Source organism: Patescibacteria group bacterium, assembly GCA_041651355.1.
GTDB lineage: Bacteria > Patescibacteriota > Patescibacteriia > Patescibacteriales > UBA12465 > JAPLVX01.
The window spans coordinates 93,741-111,220 of record JBAZJK010000001.1; the positions used below are offsets into that span (position 1 = coordinate 93,741).

A 17,480-nucleotide genomic window follows, 5' to 3' on the forward strand; every position below is an offset into this window, starting at 1 on the left:
AACCAAATGCGTGGGAAAATAAAATTTAACAAAAAGTATTTCTTTTTAACCCTGCTTCTAGTGGTAAGCAGTTTTTTTGTAGCTTCAAATGCTTGGGCACAAATATCTTTCGGTGAACTGATCACCCAACTCATTGGCTGGGTGGCCCAGGTAATAGTTAGCGCCTTGGGTTTGATATTAATTTTGTTGATGAGAGTTTTGATTTATATCGCCCAATATAATGATTTTATTGGTTCTCAAGCAGTATCTAATGGCTGGATTATAGTCAGGGATCTGTGCAATATGTTTTTTGTGGTAATATTGCTGGCCATATCATTTGCCACTATTTTACATATTGAACAATACAGTTACAAGAAATGGTTGCCGAAGTTAGTAATGATGGCGATTTTAATAAATTTTTCTAAAACGATTTGCGGACTTATTATTGATTTCGGCCAAGTTATCATGTTGACCTTTGTCAATGCTTTCAAGGATATTGGCGGCGGTAATTTGGCTGATATGTTAGGGATTACAGAGTGGCTCAAGATTAAAGAGAGTGGAGATGAAAATGCGGTAAGCAATTGGAATGTTATCGGCGCTTATATTTTAGCAGTCATATATGTTTTTATTGCTGTCGGCGTGATTGCTACCATGATTGCGATGTTGATCATGCGGATTATGATGTTGTGGGTCTATGTCGTCTTATCTCCGGCCGCTTATCTTTTAGCCTCTTTTCCTGGCGGACAAAAATATTCCTCCCAATGGTGGAGCGAATTTACTAAAAACGTTATTATCGGTCCGGTGTTGGCCTTTTTTATTTGGTTATCGTTTGTGACTGTTGTCCCTGGTTCTACGGGTGCGACTATTTTAAGTATGGAGAACGTGCCGTCTCAAGAGGCCGCTAATTTAGGAGAATCTCAAGCGGTCGGTGCCGGTACCGCCGATTTCATGGTTAAATTCATCATTTCGATTGCAATGTTGATTGGTGGTCTCAAGATATCTCAAGAAATTGGCGGGGCGGCTGGCAGTATTGCCGGGAAAGGAATGAATAATATACAGAAATATGGCTTAGGAACCGCCGCGGCCGTTACCGGCTATCGTTACGCAGCGGGCGTGATGCAGAATTATCAAAGTATCCGTAAATCTAGGCGTGAAGAAAAATATGCCTCCGCCGGAAAGAGCTTGGTCAGCGCGGTCGATACAACTAAAGCCGCGGCCGGCGCTCCAGTTAAAGGAGCGGCTAAAGTAGTTGGCGGCTGGGGCAAAAAAGCGAAAACTTGGACGGCAGCGAAAATGAACAATGAAACGGTTAGTGATTATAAGGAGAGAAAAGAACAGGAAACTAAGAAGAAAAGAGAAGAGAAGGCTAACAAGAAATATGACAAGGCAGCCAAAAGAGAAGCCTATAACTCTGGTAAATATACTGATAAAAGCGGCAAAGAGTACGATCTTGATACTAGTACTAATACCTATAAAGATAAGGCTGGCAATGAAGCTAAGGATACCAGTGGCAAGGTTGTTAAAAAAATGTCTGATACAACGGCTAATTATTATAATAGCGTTGAAGACAGCATGACAAAATCAAGGGCTTTTAGGAACCAGATTCAGGAAGAAAGAGCGGGTAAGAAACAGAAGATATTAGAAGACGCTGGCACCTCAAGTACCGACCTGAAGAGGGTAATGAATGATTCCAGCGCTAGTAGTGATAAGCGTTTAGCCGCTGCGATCAGCTTAGCTGTTAAGGAGGGCTTTAAGACTAAAGATCATACCAAGGGTCGTCAAGAAGTGTCTAACGCCAAGGCAGTTATCGGAGATAACAAGGTCTTGTTAAAGAAATTTAATGACACCGTTAATAAGAAATTCGCTCACTTGAATTATAATTTAGATAATGCTGACGGAACGATAAATGTAGATGAAAAAGAAAGATTTAAGCAGGCGATGGATAATGGTTTGTTTGATGGCTATAGTCAGGATAGTACAGCTTATAGCGAGAATGTTCTAAAAACATTAGAGGAGTATTCGGGCATAGATTTCCCTGAAAAAATTAGCAAGGTGGCGGGAAATAGCAAACAAGCCAGAGATACTATCGGCGACAGCATGGCTAAATTAAAGGATCAAGATTTAGCTAGTGGAGGGACAATGATTAACGCCGATGGAGACCTGAATAAATACGCGAAGTTGACGGCTAGAATTAGTGGAAATGTTGAAGCAGCTTTTAGTCAGACTAGTACGTCTGGTGTTAAGACATTTAATAAAGATGCTGCTACTAAATATTTCACCGACGCTAAAGCTAGTTGGATGAATAGCTTTGATGCCAGTCAATTAAAAATAAAAACCGACGCCTCTGGTGCAACCAATGCTGCTTTCGTGAAAGATTTACAAGAAGCCATAGCTAACGGAATCCAGGTTAACACCTTAGTTTCGATGCAAAGAGCTGACCAATCTCCTGATTTAATCAGAAGAATATTAGGAATTGTTGAACAAGAAGCATTTAAAGCATCCGCTTCGCCTGAATTAATGAAAAAATATGATGATATTGATGATAACAATGTGTTAAAAAATATCCCTCGCACAACCCCGCCCGTTTAATTGATTATTTATGGATTATATTAATGAAATAAAAAAATTACCTCAAGAAATCCAAGATATTTTAATATCCCCTTTTGGTGCAAAAATAAATAGGGAAATGATTAATAAGTATAACTTAGATAAAAAGTCGGCCGGCGTGATAGTGGATATAGTTAATGACATCTATTTAAAGAAACTCAACCTAGTAAACCTGAAGGAAAAGATTATCAATATTATCAGTTTGCCACCAGACCGGGTCCAGTCATTGTGCCTCGATTTAGCCGGCCTAAAACTACTAATTGCCGATGATTATTTTAAGGGGATAGTTAAAGATTTTATCTTAGCTAATCGCGGAGATTTGGCTACTTACCAAGCAAAAGCTCAAGAGTGGAAAGAGGCTATCAAACGTGAACAGGAAATTTATATCAGCGAGACGGCAGAGCCAAAATATGAGTCGAAATTAGTTAATCTCAACGATGACGAAGAAGACCCAGCTTTAATCAATCAAGAAAAAATAGACGCCGTATCTTTATTCAAAGAGGATGTGATTAATGCTTTAAAATTGGGGCCGGACAGTTCAGAGATGACCGCAATCTATAACGAATTTTTGATAGATCTGATCAAAGACGATGAAAATTTTAGAAAATCTTTAGAGACGTCCCTTTATAATAACCAAGAGTTGGTAGTCCCAGAAAAGATTATTGTGAACGGAAGCGAAGTTAAAGCCTCGGTGGCTAATTGGATAAAAGATTTTATCAGTCAAAATGGTAGCGAGATGTTTAATAACGTTGTCTTGGTAAAATATCTATCCGATAATCCTAATGTAAAAAAATTAAAAGATGCGGACAGGGAAATAGTAAAAAAGGTATTGAAACTATATCGTAATTTAGTATTTTTCCCCGATAGCATGGAGAATGTCCCCCTAGAAGAATGGGAAATATTTCCAGTTGATCAAACTCAAGCGCTTGCAACAATCGGTCCTAGAAAAGGAGGCAAGATACTTAATGTCTTAGATGAAAATAACCAGGAAGCGGTAGAAGCTAAAATAGCTGAGCCAGAAATTGATAATCAAGTTAGCCAGTCCATAGATCCCGCTCCCGTACAAAAAGAACCCAGCGAGTTGGATCAGTTGGAGAGTTTATTACAAAAATACTCCCCCGGCAGTTTTGAATACAAGACTATCCAGCAGGAGATCAAGCGTTTGAAGAGATTGGGGCAAAAATAATTAGCAGCTTAATATCATTTAGAAACGAGACCACGAGGTCTCGTTTTTTGCTAAACTTTAGCTTCTTCGTAAAGAGCTAGGCTCTCTTTCCTCTTTTTGGCAAAATGTGCTAAAATAAAACCAGAATAAATTATTTTTTGCCGGTTTCATGTTCGATTATTTGCAAAAATTTAACGCCCTGCCTAAGGATTTGCGCGATAAGATTTCTTCCCCTGCCGTTATGGCCGCGATTTCCGCTTTAGAAAGCAAATATGGGGTTGATTTGGCTATGACCGTGATGCGGGTGATGATAAAAACCCTTAGTTTGGAGAATTTGCCTTTCCATCTAGCTAGTGAATTCGGCCTTAATCAAACCCAGGCAGAAAGCTTGAACCGTGATCTTAAAGACCAGGTTTTTTTAGTTGTTGCTACCTATTTAGGCCTCAATTCAGATTCATCAGCTCTTGATTTAAACCAAAACTTAGAGCGGATCGTTAAAGAGTCAGGAATCAGGTTCACGAGTACCGATGCTTTGGCTCGCTTCAAACAAATCCTTAACACTTATCTGCGTGGTGTCAGAACCAAGATTGATACTCGTAATTCTTTAGCCAAGAGCGTTGTCTCTGGCGGCCTTAATTTGGACACTTTTACCATTGATAAGGTTTTTAAGATTTGCGACGAGCTAACCAAAGCCTTGCCGGCTCCGGAAATCGTCAAGCCGTCTGCCTCGCCAGCTTTAGATAGGTTGATCGTGGCTGATGCCGTTAAGGATAAAACAGCCATCACCCATGAATCAGAATATAATCTTAAAGACCTGGCCGCTAAAGGAAAATTAAAACCGTTAGGCAATTTGGATACTAGTCACGAGCTTCCTTCAGGGGAAATGAAAGACCTGCCGGCTCCGCCTAGTATTGATGCCGAAGCCGCCGCGATTGCCGATTTAGCTTCAGCTAAGATCACTGAAGCCTTATCCAAGATCAACCCGGTGCCTAGCACTCCATCTCCGGAACTTGCTCCTAAGGTAGAGGCTCCAGCTCCGGCAGCCACGCTGAGACAGGAAGCAGCCCCGAAACCATTAGTTAAGTCGCCCCTGCCGGCGGCGGCTAATTTGCGCCCGGCGGCTGATCCCTCCCGGCCCAAAGTCGCCGATATCCGACCGATGCCCAAGATCATGGGTCCGATTGAAGAATTACAATTTTTGGATCTAGTTAATTTCCGTCGCTTGGGCGTGAATCCCAGTGATATCACTAGCAAGATTTATACCAAGATCAGATTGCTGGAAAAGACTGGCTATGACCAGATGATTCAAGGGGTAGTGGCTTGGCGGAAGGGTATTATTAATCGTGTCTATTTGAAGATGTGCCAAGAGGCTTTCGCTAAAGGAATGCCACTTAAGGAGATTATTGCCAAGCGGCAGTCCGAAAACCGTGAATATTTGACTTGGGATGAAATCAACGCGATCGTCGACCTTAATAAAAAGCTCATGTTCTAATATATGCAGCAATTTACCGTTCCTCAATTCATTGACGTGGAAAGCAAGATTATCGGTCCAATCACTACCCGGCAATTTTTAATCTTTCTGGCCACCGCGGCTTTAATCGGAATCTTCTATAAATTATTCGATTTTGCCCTTTTCTTGGCAACCGGTCTGCCAGTCCTAGGTTTGGCTATCCTTTTTGCCTTCGTGAAGGTTAATGGCCAGCCTTTCCATCTTTTTGTTTTAAGCTTGGTAAAGACCTTGCGGCGGCCCAACACGAGGATTTGGAATAAGCAGACGACCGTTCAAGAGGTTCCAGAATTCACCCCGATCATCAAGAATGAATACCAGGCTCAATTCAAGCCGGCCTTTAAGAGCTCTCATTTAGCCGATTTATCTTTAGTGGTAGACACCCAGGGCAGATATAAAGGGCAAGAAAATGCGCCTAATCAAAGCTTGGCCGAGAAAAAAGATTTTAATAATAATTAAGTTTAAAATATGGCTGATAAGGCAGCTAGTAAAATTAGCGCTTCCACCCAAGATTTCCTAGATATCGCTGAAATAAAGGAGAACACCGTGGTGATGAAAGATGGCACCTTGCGGGCGGTCTTATTGGCGTCCAGCATCAATTTTGCTTTAAAAAGCGAAGATGAACAGAATGCGGTAGTTGATTCCTATATCCGTTTCCTGAATAACCTATCTTTTACCCTGCAAATCGTCATTCAATCACGCGAGTTAGACATTGATAATTATCTTGAGTATCTCAGAACCAAAGAGAAGGAGCAGACTAACAAGCTGCTCAAGCTCCAAACCGGGGAATACATCGAATATATCAAGGAATTAACTTCTTTGGGCAAGATCATGAATAAGCGTTTTTACATTATCGTCCCCTATAACGCCTTGTCTGATAAGAAGAAGAATTTTATGGCCCAGTTAGGCGAAGCCTTGAAGCCAGCTACTTCCATCAAATTAAAGGAGAAGACTTTCTTGCGCTATCAGGAGATGCTTAATCGGCGGATAGATAGCGTGGCCGGCGGTTTAGAGGCCATGGGTATTAATGTGATTAGATTAGATACTCAGAGTCTGATTGAATTATATTACCGCACTTATAACCCGGAGACCGCTAAGAACCAAGCTTTGGGCGAAATCGACAAGATGCGCGTCGAGTCTTAATTAATCCAAGGGAAAATTATGATAAATTTCAAAAAATCAGATTCTCCAAATAACCGCTTGACCCTAAATAGTAGTTTAGGTGCTCGGCCGGATAGTCCGGCGCCAGTGGAAGCTAACCCGGAGCTAACGCGGGAGATTATTGAGGAGGAAAAAGCTTTCCGGCGAGGGGTTATTTCTGTCCGGGACATCATTTCTCCGGCGAGCATGAAAGTCGAGCCGACGCTTTTGCGTTTAGGAGACAAATTCGTCCGGACGATCTTTATCATCAATTATCCTCGTTATATCAGTGTCGGTTGGTTCGCTCCGGTCATTAATCTTAATTTGACCTTCGATATCTCCATGTTTTTCTATCCTGTTTCCAGCGCAATTATTCTGAAACAGCTGAAGAACAAAGTCGGTATCTTAGAGGCACAGATTGCTGGCGATGCCGAGAAGGGCGCTGCTCGTGATCCTTTGCGGGAAACTGCCTTGCGCGATATTGAATCCTTGCGCGACGCCTTGACCCAGGGAACGGAAAAGTTTTTCCAATTCGCCCTGTATGTTACTTTATATAGCGATAGTACGGAGGAATTAGATCGTATGTCCGATCAGGTTGAAGATATTTTCGGTTCACGACTAGTTTTCTCCCGGCGAGTTTATTTCCAAGCCGAACAGGGCTTTAATTCTACTTTACCCTTGGGAAACGACGAGATGTCCATTACTTTTAACATGAACTCTTCGCCGGTCGCTTCATCTTTCCCCTTCATTTCTAGCGAGCTAACCAGCGATCGCGGCATCTTGTATGGTATCAATCGCCACAATAACAGCTTGATTCTATTCGACCGTTTTAGCCTACAGAACGCTAATTCAGTCGTTTTTGCCACCTCGGGTGCCGGCAAGAGCTATGCTATCAAATTGGAAGTTCTCCGTTCTTTGATGCTCGGAACCGACATCATTATCATCGATCCTGAACATGAGTATAAATATCTATCTGAAGCGGTCGGCGGCACCTATATCAACATTTCGCTGTCTTCGGAGAATAAGATCAATCCTTTTGATTTGCCACGCTCGATCGGAGCTGAATCAAAGCCGAAAGATATCATCCGGAGCGCTGTCATAACCCTAAAAGGTTTGGTTAGACTTATGATCGGCAACCTTAGCTATGATGAAGATTCTATCGTTGACCGCGCTTTGCTGGAAACCTATGCCAAGAAAGATATTACGCCAGATTCAGATTTATCTAAGATTGAACCGCCGGTAATGTCGGATTTCGAACAGGTTTTAGAGGGCATGGAAGGTGGCGCTGATTTAGCCTTACGCCTCAAGAAATATACCGAAGGTACTTTTTCCGGCTTGTTGAATAATTTTACTAACGTCGAGATGAATAATCAATTGGTCTGTTTCTCGGTGCGTGATTTGGAAGATGAGCTCCGGCCTCTGGCTATATATACGATTATCAATTATATCTGGAATATTGTCCGTAGCGAGACTAAGAAGCGCATCTTGGTAATTGATGAGGCTTGGTGGATGATGCAGCATGAAGATAGCGCTAAGTTCGTCTTCGCCTTAGTCAAGCGTTGCCGCAAATATTATTTGGGCGTGACCACGATTACTCAGGACGTTAATGACTTCTTAACCTCGCCCTATGGCCAAGCCATCGTGACCAACTCTTCTTTGCAGATTCTGCTCAAACAATCGCCGGCCGCCATCGACCTAGTCAAGAAAACTTTCATCCTGACGGAAGGCGAGAAATATCTGCTACTAGAGTGCGGCGTGGGCGAGGGCATATTTTTTGCCGGCAACAAACACGTGGCAATGAAGGTGGTGGCATCTTATTCAGAGGATCAGCTGATCACTTCTGATCCGCGTCAATTATTGGAAATCGAGGAGGCTAAGAAAGAATTCGAAGAGAGTCTCAAAAATAATCCTAATCCGGAAATCTAAATCTTTTTAATCTTTAATCATATGATTAACCGTAAGCGGGCTATTATCTTGGTGGTCGTTCTAGGACTCTTGATTATCGCCTTTATAATCTATTGGGTCTGGTTCCGTCGTCCGATTACTTTAGGGCCAAGCGTAGAAACCCCGGTCAGCCCCGGGTCTTTGCCGGTAGAGATAAGTACCAGTACGCCCGGTAGTAAGCCGCGCAACTATCAGAATTATGACATTTCTAAAGAGGCGCCTCATGAGATTAACGCTAATGATCTCGGCAAACTAGGCATGACTTTCGCTGAACGTTTCGGCTCCTTTTCGAAACAATCGAACTATGGTAATATTGAGGACGCTAAATTATTCATGACCAGCGATCTCAGAGACTGGGCGGACACTTACTTAGATAAGCTTAAAGAGGAGAATAAGGATAAGGACTATTACGATATCGTTACTAAAGCCACCTCTTTTGAGGTTAGTAGCTTTGATGCTAAAAGCGGCCAAGGAAGCATAGTAATCAAAACTTTGCGCAAGGAAAGCACCGAAGCGGTTAACAACGGCAAAGAGTATCCGCAGTCGCTCACCCTAGACTTTAAAAAGGTGGGTGATTCTTGGTTGATAGATGCCGCTTATTGGGGAAAGAAGTAATATCAGGATTATATAATTTAAAATAGAAAAAAGAAGCGGAGGCACGCTTCTTTTTCTCTCTAAATATATGGCTGACAAACTAAAAACCGTCTTTACTTGTTCCAACTGCGACGCCCAGTTTCCCAAATGGAGCGGTCGTTGTACTGAATGCGGATCTTGGGGGACTTTAGGCGAACAAGCCTTCGACGGTCATGTCCAACAGAAAGAAATTATGAAAAAGATAGTTGGAGCTGAAGTTTTAGATTTGAATAAAATCCAGTCTTCCGGATTAGTGCGCCAGGCTTGCGGCTTAGCGGAAATCGACCGGGTACTAGGTGGCGGCTTAGTCTCCGGCTCCTTGCTTATTCTAGCTGGCGAGCCGGGTATCGGCAAATCAACTCTTGTCGCCCAGTTGGCTGACGCCTATTCTAAGGATCAAGAAGCCTTATATGTCAGTGGCGAAGAATCTGCCAGCCAGGTTAAATCCAGATTGGAGCGCTTGCATTGTGACCTGGGGAGGATTAAGTTCGTCAGTGAGACAAACGTAGAGAAAATCGTATCCACCGCCATCAAGTTATCACCCAAACTCCTCATCATCGATTCTATCCAAACAATCTATTCCGCTTTGATTCCGGCGGAAGCGGGTAGCGTCAGCCAGATTAGAGCCGGAGCAGTTAAATTTCTAGAGTTAGCTAAGCAGAATGATATTTCGGTGATTCTGATCGGCCACATTACCAAGGATGGCCAGGTCGCCGGACCTAAATCTCTGGAGCATATAGTGGACACGGTTTTATACTTAGAGAACGAGGCTCAGAACAACTATTGCTTACTGCGAGCTAGCAAGAATCGTTTTGGTTCAGTTAATGAATTAGGGGTTTTAGAAATGACCGGGCAAGGATTCAAGGAAGTGAAGAATCCTAGCCTGGTCTTCATCGAGAGCGCCCCCTCCAATTTAGCCGGTTCAGTGATCGGTTGCGTCTTAGAAGGTACCAGACCATTTTTAGTCGAAGTCCAGGCCCTAGTCTCTAAGACCGTCTTCGGATACCCCCAGCGGAAATCTAGCGGTTTTGACCTTAATCGTTTGCAAGTCTTGAGTGCAGTCTTGTCTAAACGTACCAAGACCAATCTTACTGTCCAGGATATTATTTTAAATATCGTCGGCGGCCTCAAGATTAGCGATCCCGCCCTGGATTTGGCTGTGGCCGCGGCTATCATTTCCTCTCACTTTAATAAGAGTTTGGATCGACGGACAATAGTCTTGGGAGAAGTCGGTTTAGGCGGGGAAGTGAGAGCCGTCCATAAACTGGAACAACGCCTGGCCGAGGCGGAGAAGCTCGGGTTTACTGCGGCCATCATCCCTAATAGTGAAGTCAAGGCAAAAAAGATTAAGCTTTTGAAAATTAAAAGCCTGAGCGAATTAGAAGAGATAATCAAATGATTTTTTAAATAAGAAAAAAGATCATCTCGCGGATGATCTTTCTTTACTTTTGAAGCACTGCTGCCTAATTTTAACGAGCGATTCTCATCGCGCTGTTCCGGCGACATTCCGGCTTGTCTTTGATCTTTGATTTCTTATCTCTGATTACAGCCAGTTTGAATGTTTTCTGGACCAGGTCCCGGTTTCCGTTCTTTACGATTATCTCTTTGTGGGAGACGAAAAATGGCTTTTGCGGCGTTTGCCGCGGGTTGGTTTCCCGGACTTCTACGTTCATAAATTTGTGGCTTTTGGCCACAGAGATGTTGTTCAGGTTGACCAACACTTCTCTCCCGTCAATCAGTTCAGCGATGAATTCAGGTTTCGGCATGACTTTCTTGTTTATGAGTTAAACTTAGGTGAATATTTAAAGGACTATTAAAATCATATGTTTATGTTATAATAGATAAATGATAATGTCAATATAGCCTATCCTTATTTATTGAAAATTAGCTAATTTTTAATGAATAATATCTATATATTGACAAAATTATTATAAAATGTTATAATTATCTTTGTTAGTTTTGATCTTTTCAATCCGTTTAATATTGATTTTGTATCTTATGAGCCCAACTCGTAATATGTAAAATCAATATTAAACACATAAAACAAGAAAAAATGAAAGTAACAAAAGTTTTGCACCGTATCCTCATTGTGGCTGGTTTTATCTCATTAGCTTTGGCTACAATTTTTTTCTTTTGTGCTCTGATGAGCTTTTTTGCCGGTCAGCGGACTGATTCCGTGGATATCTTAATCGACTGTTTAGTCGATCTCAGAATATCCGTTACAATGGCAATCCTAATCGCGATTTCCGCCCTTTCAACCTCTGAAACCCTGGCTTTAGGCGAGGATTTAATGGATTGGATGGATAGAAATATCCGGAAAAAAGCAGTTTAGCAAAAGACAACACGATCTTTAAAAAAAGGCTTATCGTAAGATAAGTCCTTTTTTTATTCGAAATGGATTTCATTTTCCCATTGTCCTAGTTTTTCTTTCAGGAGAGGATAATCTTTTAATTCCGGATCTTCTTTAACTATTTTTTCGGCTTCATCTTTAGCTTTCTTGATCAGCTCATAATCGAATAGGGTGGCAATTTTTATTTCCGGCCAGCCGCTTTGGTTGGCGCCATAGATATCGCCCGCCCCCCTCAACTTGAGATCGATCTTAGCGAGGCTCAAGCCATCGCTGTATTTGGTGAGGGCTTCTAGACGCCTAAGACTTTTATCACTCATTTCTTGTTCGTTGCTAGGGAAAAGGAGACAATATGATTGATGCGGCCCGCGTCCGACTCGGCCGCGGAATTGATGGAGCTGGGCTAAACCGAAGCGCTCCGCTCCTTCGATTATCATGACACTGGCATTTGGTACGTCGACACCCACTTCGATAACTGAAGTAGCGACCAGTATTTTAGTCTTCTTATCCAAGAAGTCTTGCATTACCTTGTCTTTCTCATCACTTTTGAGGCGTCCGTGCAGCAGGCCGACAGGGAGGTCAGGAAAAATTTCTTTATCCAGGCGTTCATGTTCAGCTTTGACTGATTTATAGCCGCTTTTATCGGATTCGTCGATCAGAGGACAGATGACAAATATCTGCCGGCCTTCAGAGATTTGCCGTCTGATAAATTCATAGCTTTTTATCCTTTCTTTTTCGCTAATTATTTTGGTAATTACCGTTTTTCTGCCAGCCGGCATTTGCTTGATTAAAGATAGGTCCAGATCCCCGTAGATCGCTAAAGCTAAAGAGCGGGGAATCGGGGTGGCGGTCATTGATAAGAAGTGAGGAATGAGATTTTTAGTGCCGGAAGAAACTATCTTATGCCGCTGGACTACGCCGAAACGATGCTGTTCATCGACTACGATCAGGCCTAATTGCCGGAAATCTAAACGATCTTGGATTAAGGCATGAGTGCCGATTATTATATCGGCATTGTCTAGGATTTCTTTGGTAATAGCAGTAGTTTTAGCCTGGCCTTTCAGGGATGGGTTTATATTGTCAGCCTGGTAGTTGATATTTTTTTGCCCCCTAGTTAATAGTCCGATTTTCACGTTAAAGCCGCCGAGGAGCCGGTTAAGGGAATTGAAATGTTGGCTAGCCAGGATTTCTGTGGGCGCCATAAGCACCCCCTGGTAGGCATTTAAAGCGGTATTGAATAAAGCTAGGGCGGCTACTAGGGTTTTGCCACTTCCGACATCGCCTTCCAGCAGACGCGACATAGCTTGGCTTTTTTCAAGGTCATTGAGGATTTCCCAGGCGGCGCGCCTTTGGTCGTCGGTCAGTTTGAAGGGCAGGCTGGCCACAAATTTTTTAGTCGCCGTTTCTTGGAATTTGATAAGCGGCGCTTGTTTGGTCCGAAGCTGGTTTTTGGTCGATTCAGCTTTCAACTGGCGTAGGAATAAATCACCGAAATTAAGGCGCTGGGAAGCTGCCTGGGCTGCAGTCGGATCTTTGGGAAAATGCGCTTGAGCCAGGGCTTCGCCCAAGGTTAATAATTTTAGATTTTTTCTGACTCTTTCTGGTAGCCAGTCAGGAATGTACTTAGTTAAAGGCAAGGCTTGCTTGATTAGGAATCTTATTTGTTTTTGGCTGAGCCCGGCGCTCAGATGGTAGCGGGGAATGAGGCCTTTAGTATGTATCAGGTCAGCAGAGTTTATTTTTTCGTATATCGGTGACACTAAGCTTAATTGGCCATAATTATCACTAACCTTTCCTGCTAAGGAAACCTGATCGCCTGCCTTAAGATTGCGAGCCAGGAAGGGTTGGTTAAACCAGATAACTTTAATGGTTTCGCTCTCATCGCTGACTAGAGCTTCGGTTAGGTATTTTCTTTGTCTGGCGCTCCGCTTATTTTGAATTAATTCAATGGTACCGATAATTGTGACAGTTTCCCCGGCTTTTAAATCTTTGATCAGCTTAGTCTCTCTAAGATCGTCATAGCGGAAAGGCACATAAAAAAGCAGGTCTTGGGCTTGAGCCAGACCTAGCTTTTTTAAGTATTTAGCCGTAGTTTTACCAACTCGTGATAAGTCGGAAATAGGGGAATTGAGCTGAAGCATAAAATTGTGCTTTCGGCAGGAATCGAACCTGCATTACAAGATCCGCAATCTTGCGTCCTATCCGTTGAACGACGAAAGCCTATCTAAAGCCTAATCTTATTATAATTTAAATAGTTTCGTCAACTGTTCGGATAGGGGGACATCGGTTCGCTCTAAATCCTCGTCTAAGTATCTGAGTAAGAAGTTCCTGACCAGGATTGGGTTCATATGACGCAAGGGAATCGATAGACGGGGGCGGAAAGAATTTTTAAATTCAAAATAAAGGTTTTTGACGCTTTGCTTGGGCTTATATATGACGGCGAAGTGCTTGAAGCTGTCATAATCATAGAACTTGTTCCCGATTTTTATCCCTTCACTCTCCAGATATATATTAACCATCAGGGCTGGGCGACCATCATTGATTATGATTATTATAGAGGAGATTATTAGGATAAGGGCAAATAGGAAATTAGAGTTAGCCCCTAAAAATGTTAGCTTCCAGCCGGAAAAACTGAAAAAAGAGAAGAAGAGGCAGAGGAATAGGAATATGCCGGCGATTATATACCAACGGCGGCCTCTTTCAGGGCGTCGATATTCCGGCACCGGCCAGACTAATTTTTGGGGCATATTTTGCTTATCAATAGCCATATTTTCAAATTGACATTATTGCTTTTATTTTATATAGTGATTATACCACAAAAATCAGACGAGATAAATTGGAGAGGTGCCGGAGCGGTCGAACGGGGCACCCTGCTAAGGTGTTATCCTTGAAAGAGGATCGAGGGTTCGAATCCCTCCCTCTCCGCAGAACGGGACGAAGCGAGTCTAAAAACTCATTTCGTCCTTTTTTTATCGGCATTTTTGAAAGTTCGAACGTAGCAATTTTGGCGTTTAGGAGTTCTCGATTTTTTTCTATCGGCAATAGCCATTTGAACGCTAATATTTCAAGTTTTTTGTCTTCAAGAAAAAAGTTCGAACCGAGCGAAGACAATATCTCTCTTTTCTTCTCGGATTCGCCATTCACGAATTGATTAAGGCCATGACAGGCCAGTTCGAAGGTTTGTTTAGTCAGCTTTAAAACCTTTTCTTCTCTGATCTCGTCATAGCCGTCTAAATCGTCCAATTTGGCCATTTCGCGGGTCAGTTCGTTCTTAGCTTCCAAATATTCATCGTCGCTTAACAAGTCCCGACATTTCATTTTAGTGAGGCTTTTTAGTTCCTCTTTGAGCTTTTCCATAGACTTGCCCGTATTGGCCTTTATAGCCTCGTCTTTGGCCGTTTCTTCCTGTTTCAGCTCATCTATAATCTCCAGCCCCAAGTCCAAAAAGGCGGGGTTAAGCTCATATTTTTGCAGTTCGGCGATTATTTGTTTGTCCATAGCTTCACGGTCGACGGAAGACTGTCCGCAAGAATAATCGCGACGTCTGTGGGCGCAATAGTAATAGGCATAAACCTTGTTTTGACCGGTTTGTTTATTAAATTTTGTCTTGAAATCGGCCGTTATCAAACAGCCGCACTCTTTGCATTTTATCAATCCCCGATAAGGGAAATCTTTTTCTTGCCGGCGCGGTTTTCCGTCTCGGCCCATTATGGTTTGAATTTGGTCGTATTGGGAAATTGTTATTAAACGTTTGTGCTTGCCTTTGGTTTCCTGTCCGCCGTAATTGATTATTCCGGCGTAAAACGGATTGGTAAAAATTCTGTAAATCGCACTACGCGACAATTCTTTGCCGCCGAGACTGCGAATTTTTCTTGTCTTGTATCCCCATTCGCCGTTCATCTTTTCCAAAATTTCGGGAACACTATAATTGCCGGTCAACATCAAATCGAAAGCCCGGCGCAATAACGGGAAACGTTCCGGGTCAGGGACGATAATGCTGAAATTACTGTTTTCGTCTTGTCTGTTTAGATAACCTTCGGGCGCTTTGTTCGGTAGCCAACCCATGGAAAACTTTTTTTCCAAACCGCGGCGGACATCTTTTCCAAGTTTCGACGAAAAATATTGTGATTGGCTAAGCGCCAATTGCAACATCATTATGCCTTCGGGGGAATTGTCGAAATTATAGGAACCGAATTTCAAATCTTTGATGACGCCCGTGCGAACCAAGTATGAAATCGTCGAAGCGTCTATCTCGTTGCGGCTTAATCTGTCCGGATGCCAGGCAATAATTCCTTCCGCTTCGCCCTTTCGGATGCGCTTTATCATCTCGGCAAAAACGGGGCGATTGTACGGCGAAAAAGCGCTGTGCTTTTCTTCCAAAATTTCCACTATTTCCAAACCGTTGAAGAATTCCCGAACTTTGTCCTTTTGGCTTTCAATGGACAAGGCCTGACGTTCTTCGCCCTCGGTGGATTTTCGGACATAAGCGAAATATTTAATTTTAGTCGCCGTTGTCATATTTGTTTCTTTTTACCAAATCATAATTCCAAAAAATATCGGTCAAATCATCCCGGATTTCTTTCAAGACTCTCGCCTTATCTTCCCGGTCCAAGTGTTCGTCGGGAAGTTCAAAATCCAGCCGGATCTCGTTGAGAACCTCGGCCATATTTAAAAGAGTCTTGTCCTCCAAAACTTTCTTTTGTTCTTCGGTTGTTGTTTTAGTTTTTGGCATAACAAAAAGGGGCGGTCCTGGAGACCCAACTAAATATCGCCAAAGGCAATACTCGTCGGCAGAACCGTCCCTTTTTGGGGGCGAGTATAAAAAATCCCTTGGCGGATGTTATTTAGTTGGGTCTCAATGTTAATGATACCATAGTCGGGCGATTTTTCAAGCCCTAAAATAAAGCTCTTTAAGTCGCTTCTTTTCGGTCGCGCTTATCGGGATATAAGTCGCTTTGACCAAAATGACAAGCTTGAGGCATTGCTCGAAGGTTTCTTCGTCGCTTATTTCTTCTTTAAACGTTTCTCTATATAAATTTTTAAACTTTTCAACGTGGCTCGGTTTGATGTTCATAATCGAACTGCGTTCAAGTTTTAATCAAAGGCGTTTCCGAACCGAACAGACTGTAATCTATCGCGCCCAACCAGTCCGAACGGTACTGTTTTTCAAACAGATTTTTTAATATATCTTTCGTCGAGACAAAAAAATCTTTTATTTGTTCCTTGATGATAATAATTATCGGTTTTTCCAAATTGCGGGAAGACAGAATTTTTTTCATGCCGAAATAACGGAAGTCGAACAAATTTTTGCCGACGTATTTGGAAATATACAAGCCTAAATTGTTGACGTGTTGGACGCGGTTTATCATTACGAAGCCTTGATCCCATATCGCGGACAATTCTTCGTTTCTCATTTCAAAATTGACGAGCAAATGATAGTGAACCGCGCCGCGTTTTTGAAATTCCGGCACGGCCAGATATTTCAAATCCTTTTGTTTTCTCTTTAGCCGTTTGATGAATTTCTTGAATATCGCGTTGGCTTCGCCGAGTTCCCGGATATTCTCCTTGAAGGTCAAAGTTATAAAAATTTTTAAGTCGGGATTGGAATCTATCAAGCGGACTATTCTCGCCCTGGTGCGGCGAAGAGAAAAATCTCGCATGACTTCCATTTCAAATTCGCATTCTTCGTTGTTTTTTATTTCTGCCATCACTTCCTCTCTCGTTCGTCGTTTTATCTTTCGATGTTTTCGCTTTTTGCCAATCACAATAGGAGCCTCGTATTGATAGAGTTCCGCTTTCTTGCCGCATATAATCAGTTTTTGTCGGTAGGTCGTCATTTTTCAGGAGGGAATAAAGTTCGTCCAAGACAAGCTTGAATTCCCGTTGATAAGAAATAAGTTTTCGACCAAGCAGGGCAAAATCGGTCGTTGAATCGGTTTTTACTTTTCTGCTTATGCCGAAACGGAGTTTGTTTATCCTTTCTCTAAGCCAAAGGATATATTCGAATTCTTTTTTGATGTTTTTGTATATCATATGTTTTGTATATTTGTTTAAGTCGCGGCCCTTTGTGTGCGTATGGTCAAGTTAATTATTATAAGGGGTCGCATTTCTAAAATCTCATTTACCGGCCGCGTTTTCCTTTTTTCGGCTCCCCCAAG

General features: G+C 42.4%; 16 protein-coding genes and 2 tRNA genes. 10 read left to right on the forward strand and 8 right to left on the reverse strand.

The genetic code is table 11. The features are described from left to right. Nucleotides 1-6: 6 nt before the first annotated feature. The 8 genes from WC441_00415 to radA all read left to right on the forward strand — a co-directional run bounded on the left by WC441_00415 (nt 7) and on the right by radA (nt 10,374). Entirely contained in the window at nt 7-2,568 is a 2,562-nt protein-coding gene (locus tag WC441_00415; GenBank protein MFA5162973.1) for a hypothetical protein, read from the forward strand. A gap of 10 nt (nt 2,569-2,578) precedes the next feature. Then, nucleotides 2,579-3,772, forward strand: coding sequence for a hypothetical protein (locus tag WC441_00420; protein MFA5162974.1), 1,194 nt, complete (start codon nt 2,579-2,581; stop codon nt 3,770-3,772). Between the two features lie 148 nt (nt 3,773-3,920). Continuing rightward, nucleotides 3,921-5,243: a hypothetical protein gene (locus WC441_00425; GenBank protein ID MFA5162975.1), complete on the forward strand. Its 1,323-nt coding sequence runs from the start codon at nt 3,921-3,923 to the stop codon at nt 5,241-5,243. 3 nt (nt 5,244-5,246) lie between these two features. Continuing rightward, nucleotides 5,247-5,717 carry a PrgI family protein gene (locus WC441_00430; protein MFA5162976.1) on the forward strand — a complete coding sequence of 157 codons (471 nt, stop codon included), beginning with the start codon at nt 5,247-5,249 and terminating at the stop codon, nt 5,715-5,717. 9 nt (nt 5,718-5,726) lie between these two features. Next, the gene (locus WC441_00435; protein MFA5162977.1) at nt 5,727-6,401 is read left to right on the forward strand and encodes a hypothetical protein; all 675 of its coding nucleotides are present in this window, start codon (nt 5,727-5,729) and stop codon (nt 6,399-6,401) included. Nucleotides 6,402-6,419: 18 nt separating this feature from the next. Continuing rightward, the gene (locus WC441_00440) at nt 6,420-8,324 is read left to right on the forward strand and encodes a DUF87 domain-containing protein (GenBank protein MFA5162978.1); all 1,905 of its coding nucleotides are present in this window, start codon (nt 6,420-6,422) and stop codon (nt 8,322-8,324) included. A gap of 21 nt (nt 8,325-8,345) precedes the next feature. After that, nucleotides 8,346-8,957 carry a hypothetical protein gene (locus WC441_00445; protein MFA5162979.1) on the forward strand — a complete coding sequence of 204 codons (612 nt, stop codon included), beginning with the start codon at nt 8,346-8,348 and terminating at the stop codon, nt 8,955-8,957. A gap of 67 nt (nt 8,958-9,024) precedes the next feature. Next, nucleotides 9,025-10,374: a DNA repair protein RadA gene (gene radA, locus WC441_00450; protein ID MFA5162980.1), complete on the forward strand. Its 1,350-nt coding sequence runs from the start codon at nt 9,025-9,027 to the stop codon at nt 10,372-10,374. 70 nt (nt 10,375-10,444) lie between these two features. On the opposite strand, the gene WC441_00455 is transcribed toward radA, so the two are convergent. Further along, nucleotides 10,445-10,741 carry a hypothetical protein gene (locus WC441_00455; GenBank protein MFA5162981.1) on the reverse strand — a complete coding sequence of 99 codons (297 nt, stop codon included), beginning with the start codon at nt 10,739-10,741 and terminating at the stop codon, nt 10,445-10,447. Nucleotides 10,742-11,028: 287 nt separating this feature from the next. On the opposite strand from WC441_00455, the gene WC441_00460 reads away from it, so the two are divergent. Continuing rightward, nucleotides 11,029-11,307, forward strand: coding sequence for a hypothetical protein (locus WC441_00460; GenBank protein ID MFA5162982.1), 279 nt, complete (start codon nt 11,029-11,031; stop codon nt 11,305-11,307). A gap of 53 nt (nt 11,308-11,360) precedes the next feature. Here WC441_00460 and recG read toward each other — a convergent pair whose 3' ends face one another. From recG to WC441_00475, 3 genes are all read right to left on the reverse strand, one after another. Then, on the reverse strand, nt 11,361-13,463 hold the full coding sequence (gene recG, locus WC441_00465) for an ATP-dependent DNA helicase RecG (protein ID MFA5162983.1): 2,103 nt from the start codon (nt 13,461-13,463) through the stop codon (nt 11,361-11,363). Between the two features lie 7 nt (nt 13,464-13,470). After that, nucleotides 13,471-13,542 (reverse strand) — tRNA-Arg (locus WC441_00470). 20 nt (nt 13,543-13,562) lie between these two features. Then, nucleotides 13,563-14,090: a hypothetical protein gene (locus WC441_00475; GenBank protein MFA5162984.1), complete on the reverse strand. Its 528-nt coding sequence runs from the start codon at nt 14,088-14,090 to the stop codon at nt 13,563-13,565. 70 nt (nt 14,091-14,160) lie between these two features. On the opposite strand from WC441_00475, the gene WC441_00480 reads away from it, so the two are divergent. Continuing rightward, a tRNA-Ser gene (locus tag WC441_00480) sits at nt 14,161-14,247 on the forward strand. A gap of 1,576 nt (nt 14,248-15,823) precedes the next feature. Here the strand turns inward: WC441_00480 and WC441_00485 are convergent. From WC441_00485 to WC441_00500, 4 genes are all read right to left on the reverse strand, one after another. Beyond that, complete coding sequence (locus tag WC441_00485) at nt 15,824-16,054, reverse strand: hypothetical protein (protein MFA5162985.1); 231 nt, start codon at nt 16,052-16,054, stop codon at nt 15,824-15,826. A 156-nt stretch (nt 16,055-16,210) separates the two neighbouring features. Next, a complete protein-coding gene (locus WC441_00490; GenBank protein ID MFA5162986.1) occupies nt 16,211-16,396 on the reverse strand; it encodes a hypothetical protein in 186 nt (61 codons plus the stop codon). Nucleotides 16,397-16,409: 13 nt separating this feature from the next. After that, on the reverse strand, nt 16,410-17,030 hold the full coding sequence (locus WC441_00495; protein MFA5162987.1) for a hypothetical protein: 621 nt from the start codon (nt 17,028-17,030) through the stop codon (nt 16,410-16,412). Beyond that, entirely contained in the window at nt 16,993-17,355 is a 363-nt protein-coding gene (locus WC441_00500) for a hypothetical protein (protein MFA5162988.1), read from the reverse strand. The genes WC441_00495 and WC441_00500 overlap by 38 nt, the downstream gene beginning before the upstream one ends. Nucleotides 17,356-17,480: the final 125 nt, after the last annotated feature.

Coding starts and splice junctions, on each gene's coding strand:
- WC441_00495 (MFA5162987.1), bottom strand. CDS start 17,030: ATGGCAGAAATAAAAAACAACGAAGAATGCGAATTTGAAATGGAAGTC.
- recG (MFA5162983.1), bottom strand. CDS start 13,463: ATGCTTCAGCTCAATTCCCCTATTTCCGACTTATCACGAGTTGGTAAA.
- WC441_00455 (MFA5162981.1), bottom strand. CDS start 10,741: ATGCCGAAACCTGAATTCATCGCTGAACTGATTGACGGGAGAGAAGTG.
- WC441_00485 (MFA5162985.1), bottom strand. CDS start 16,054: ATGCCAAAAACTAAAACAACAACCGAAGAACAAAAGAAAGTTTTGGAG.
- WC441_00420 (MFA5162974.1), top strand. CDS start 2,579: ATGGATTATATTAATGAAATAAAAAAATTACCTCAAGAAATCCAAGAT.
- WC441_00415 (MFA5162973.1), top strand. CDS start 7: ATGCGTGGGAAAATAAAATTTAACAAAAAGTATTTCTTTTTAACCCTG.
- WC441_00435 (MFA5162977.1), top strand. CDS start 5,727: ATGGCTGATAAGGCAGCTAGTAAAATTAGCGCTTCCACCCAAGATTTC.
- WC441_00445 (MFA5162979.1), top strand. CDS start 8,346: ATGATTAACCGTAAGCGGGCTATTATCTTGGTGGTCGTTCTAGGACTC.
- WC441_00490 (MFA5162986.1), bottom strand. CDS start 16,396: ATGAACATCAAACCGAGCCACGTTGAAAAGTTTAAAAATTTATATAGA.
- WC441_00440 (MFA5162978.1), top strand. CDS start 6,420: ATGATAAATTTCAAAAAATCAGATTCTCCAAATAACCGCTTGACCCTA.
- WC441_00500 (MFA5162988.1), bottom strand. CDS start 17,355: ATGATATACAAAAACATCAAAAAAGAATTCGAATATATCCTTTGGCTT.
- WC441_00475 (MFA5162984.1), bottom strand. CDS start 14,090: ATGGCTATTGATAAGCAAAATATGCCCCAAAAATTAGTCTGGCCGGTG.
- WC441_00430 (MFA5162976.1), top strand. CDS start 5,247: ATGCAGCAATTTACCGTTCCTCAATTCATTGACGTGGAAAGCAAGATT.
- WC441_00460 (MFA5162982.1), top strand. CDS start 11,029: ATGAAAGTAACAAAAGTTTTGCACCGTATCCTCATTGTGGCTGGTTTT.
- radA (MFA5162980.1), top strand. CDS start 9,025: ATGGCTGACAAACTAAAAACCGTCTTTACTTGTTCCAACTGCGACGCC.
- WC441_00425 (MFA5162975.1), top strand. CDS start 3,921: ATGTTCGATTATTTGCAAAAATTTAACGCCCTGCCTAAGGATTTGCGC.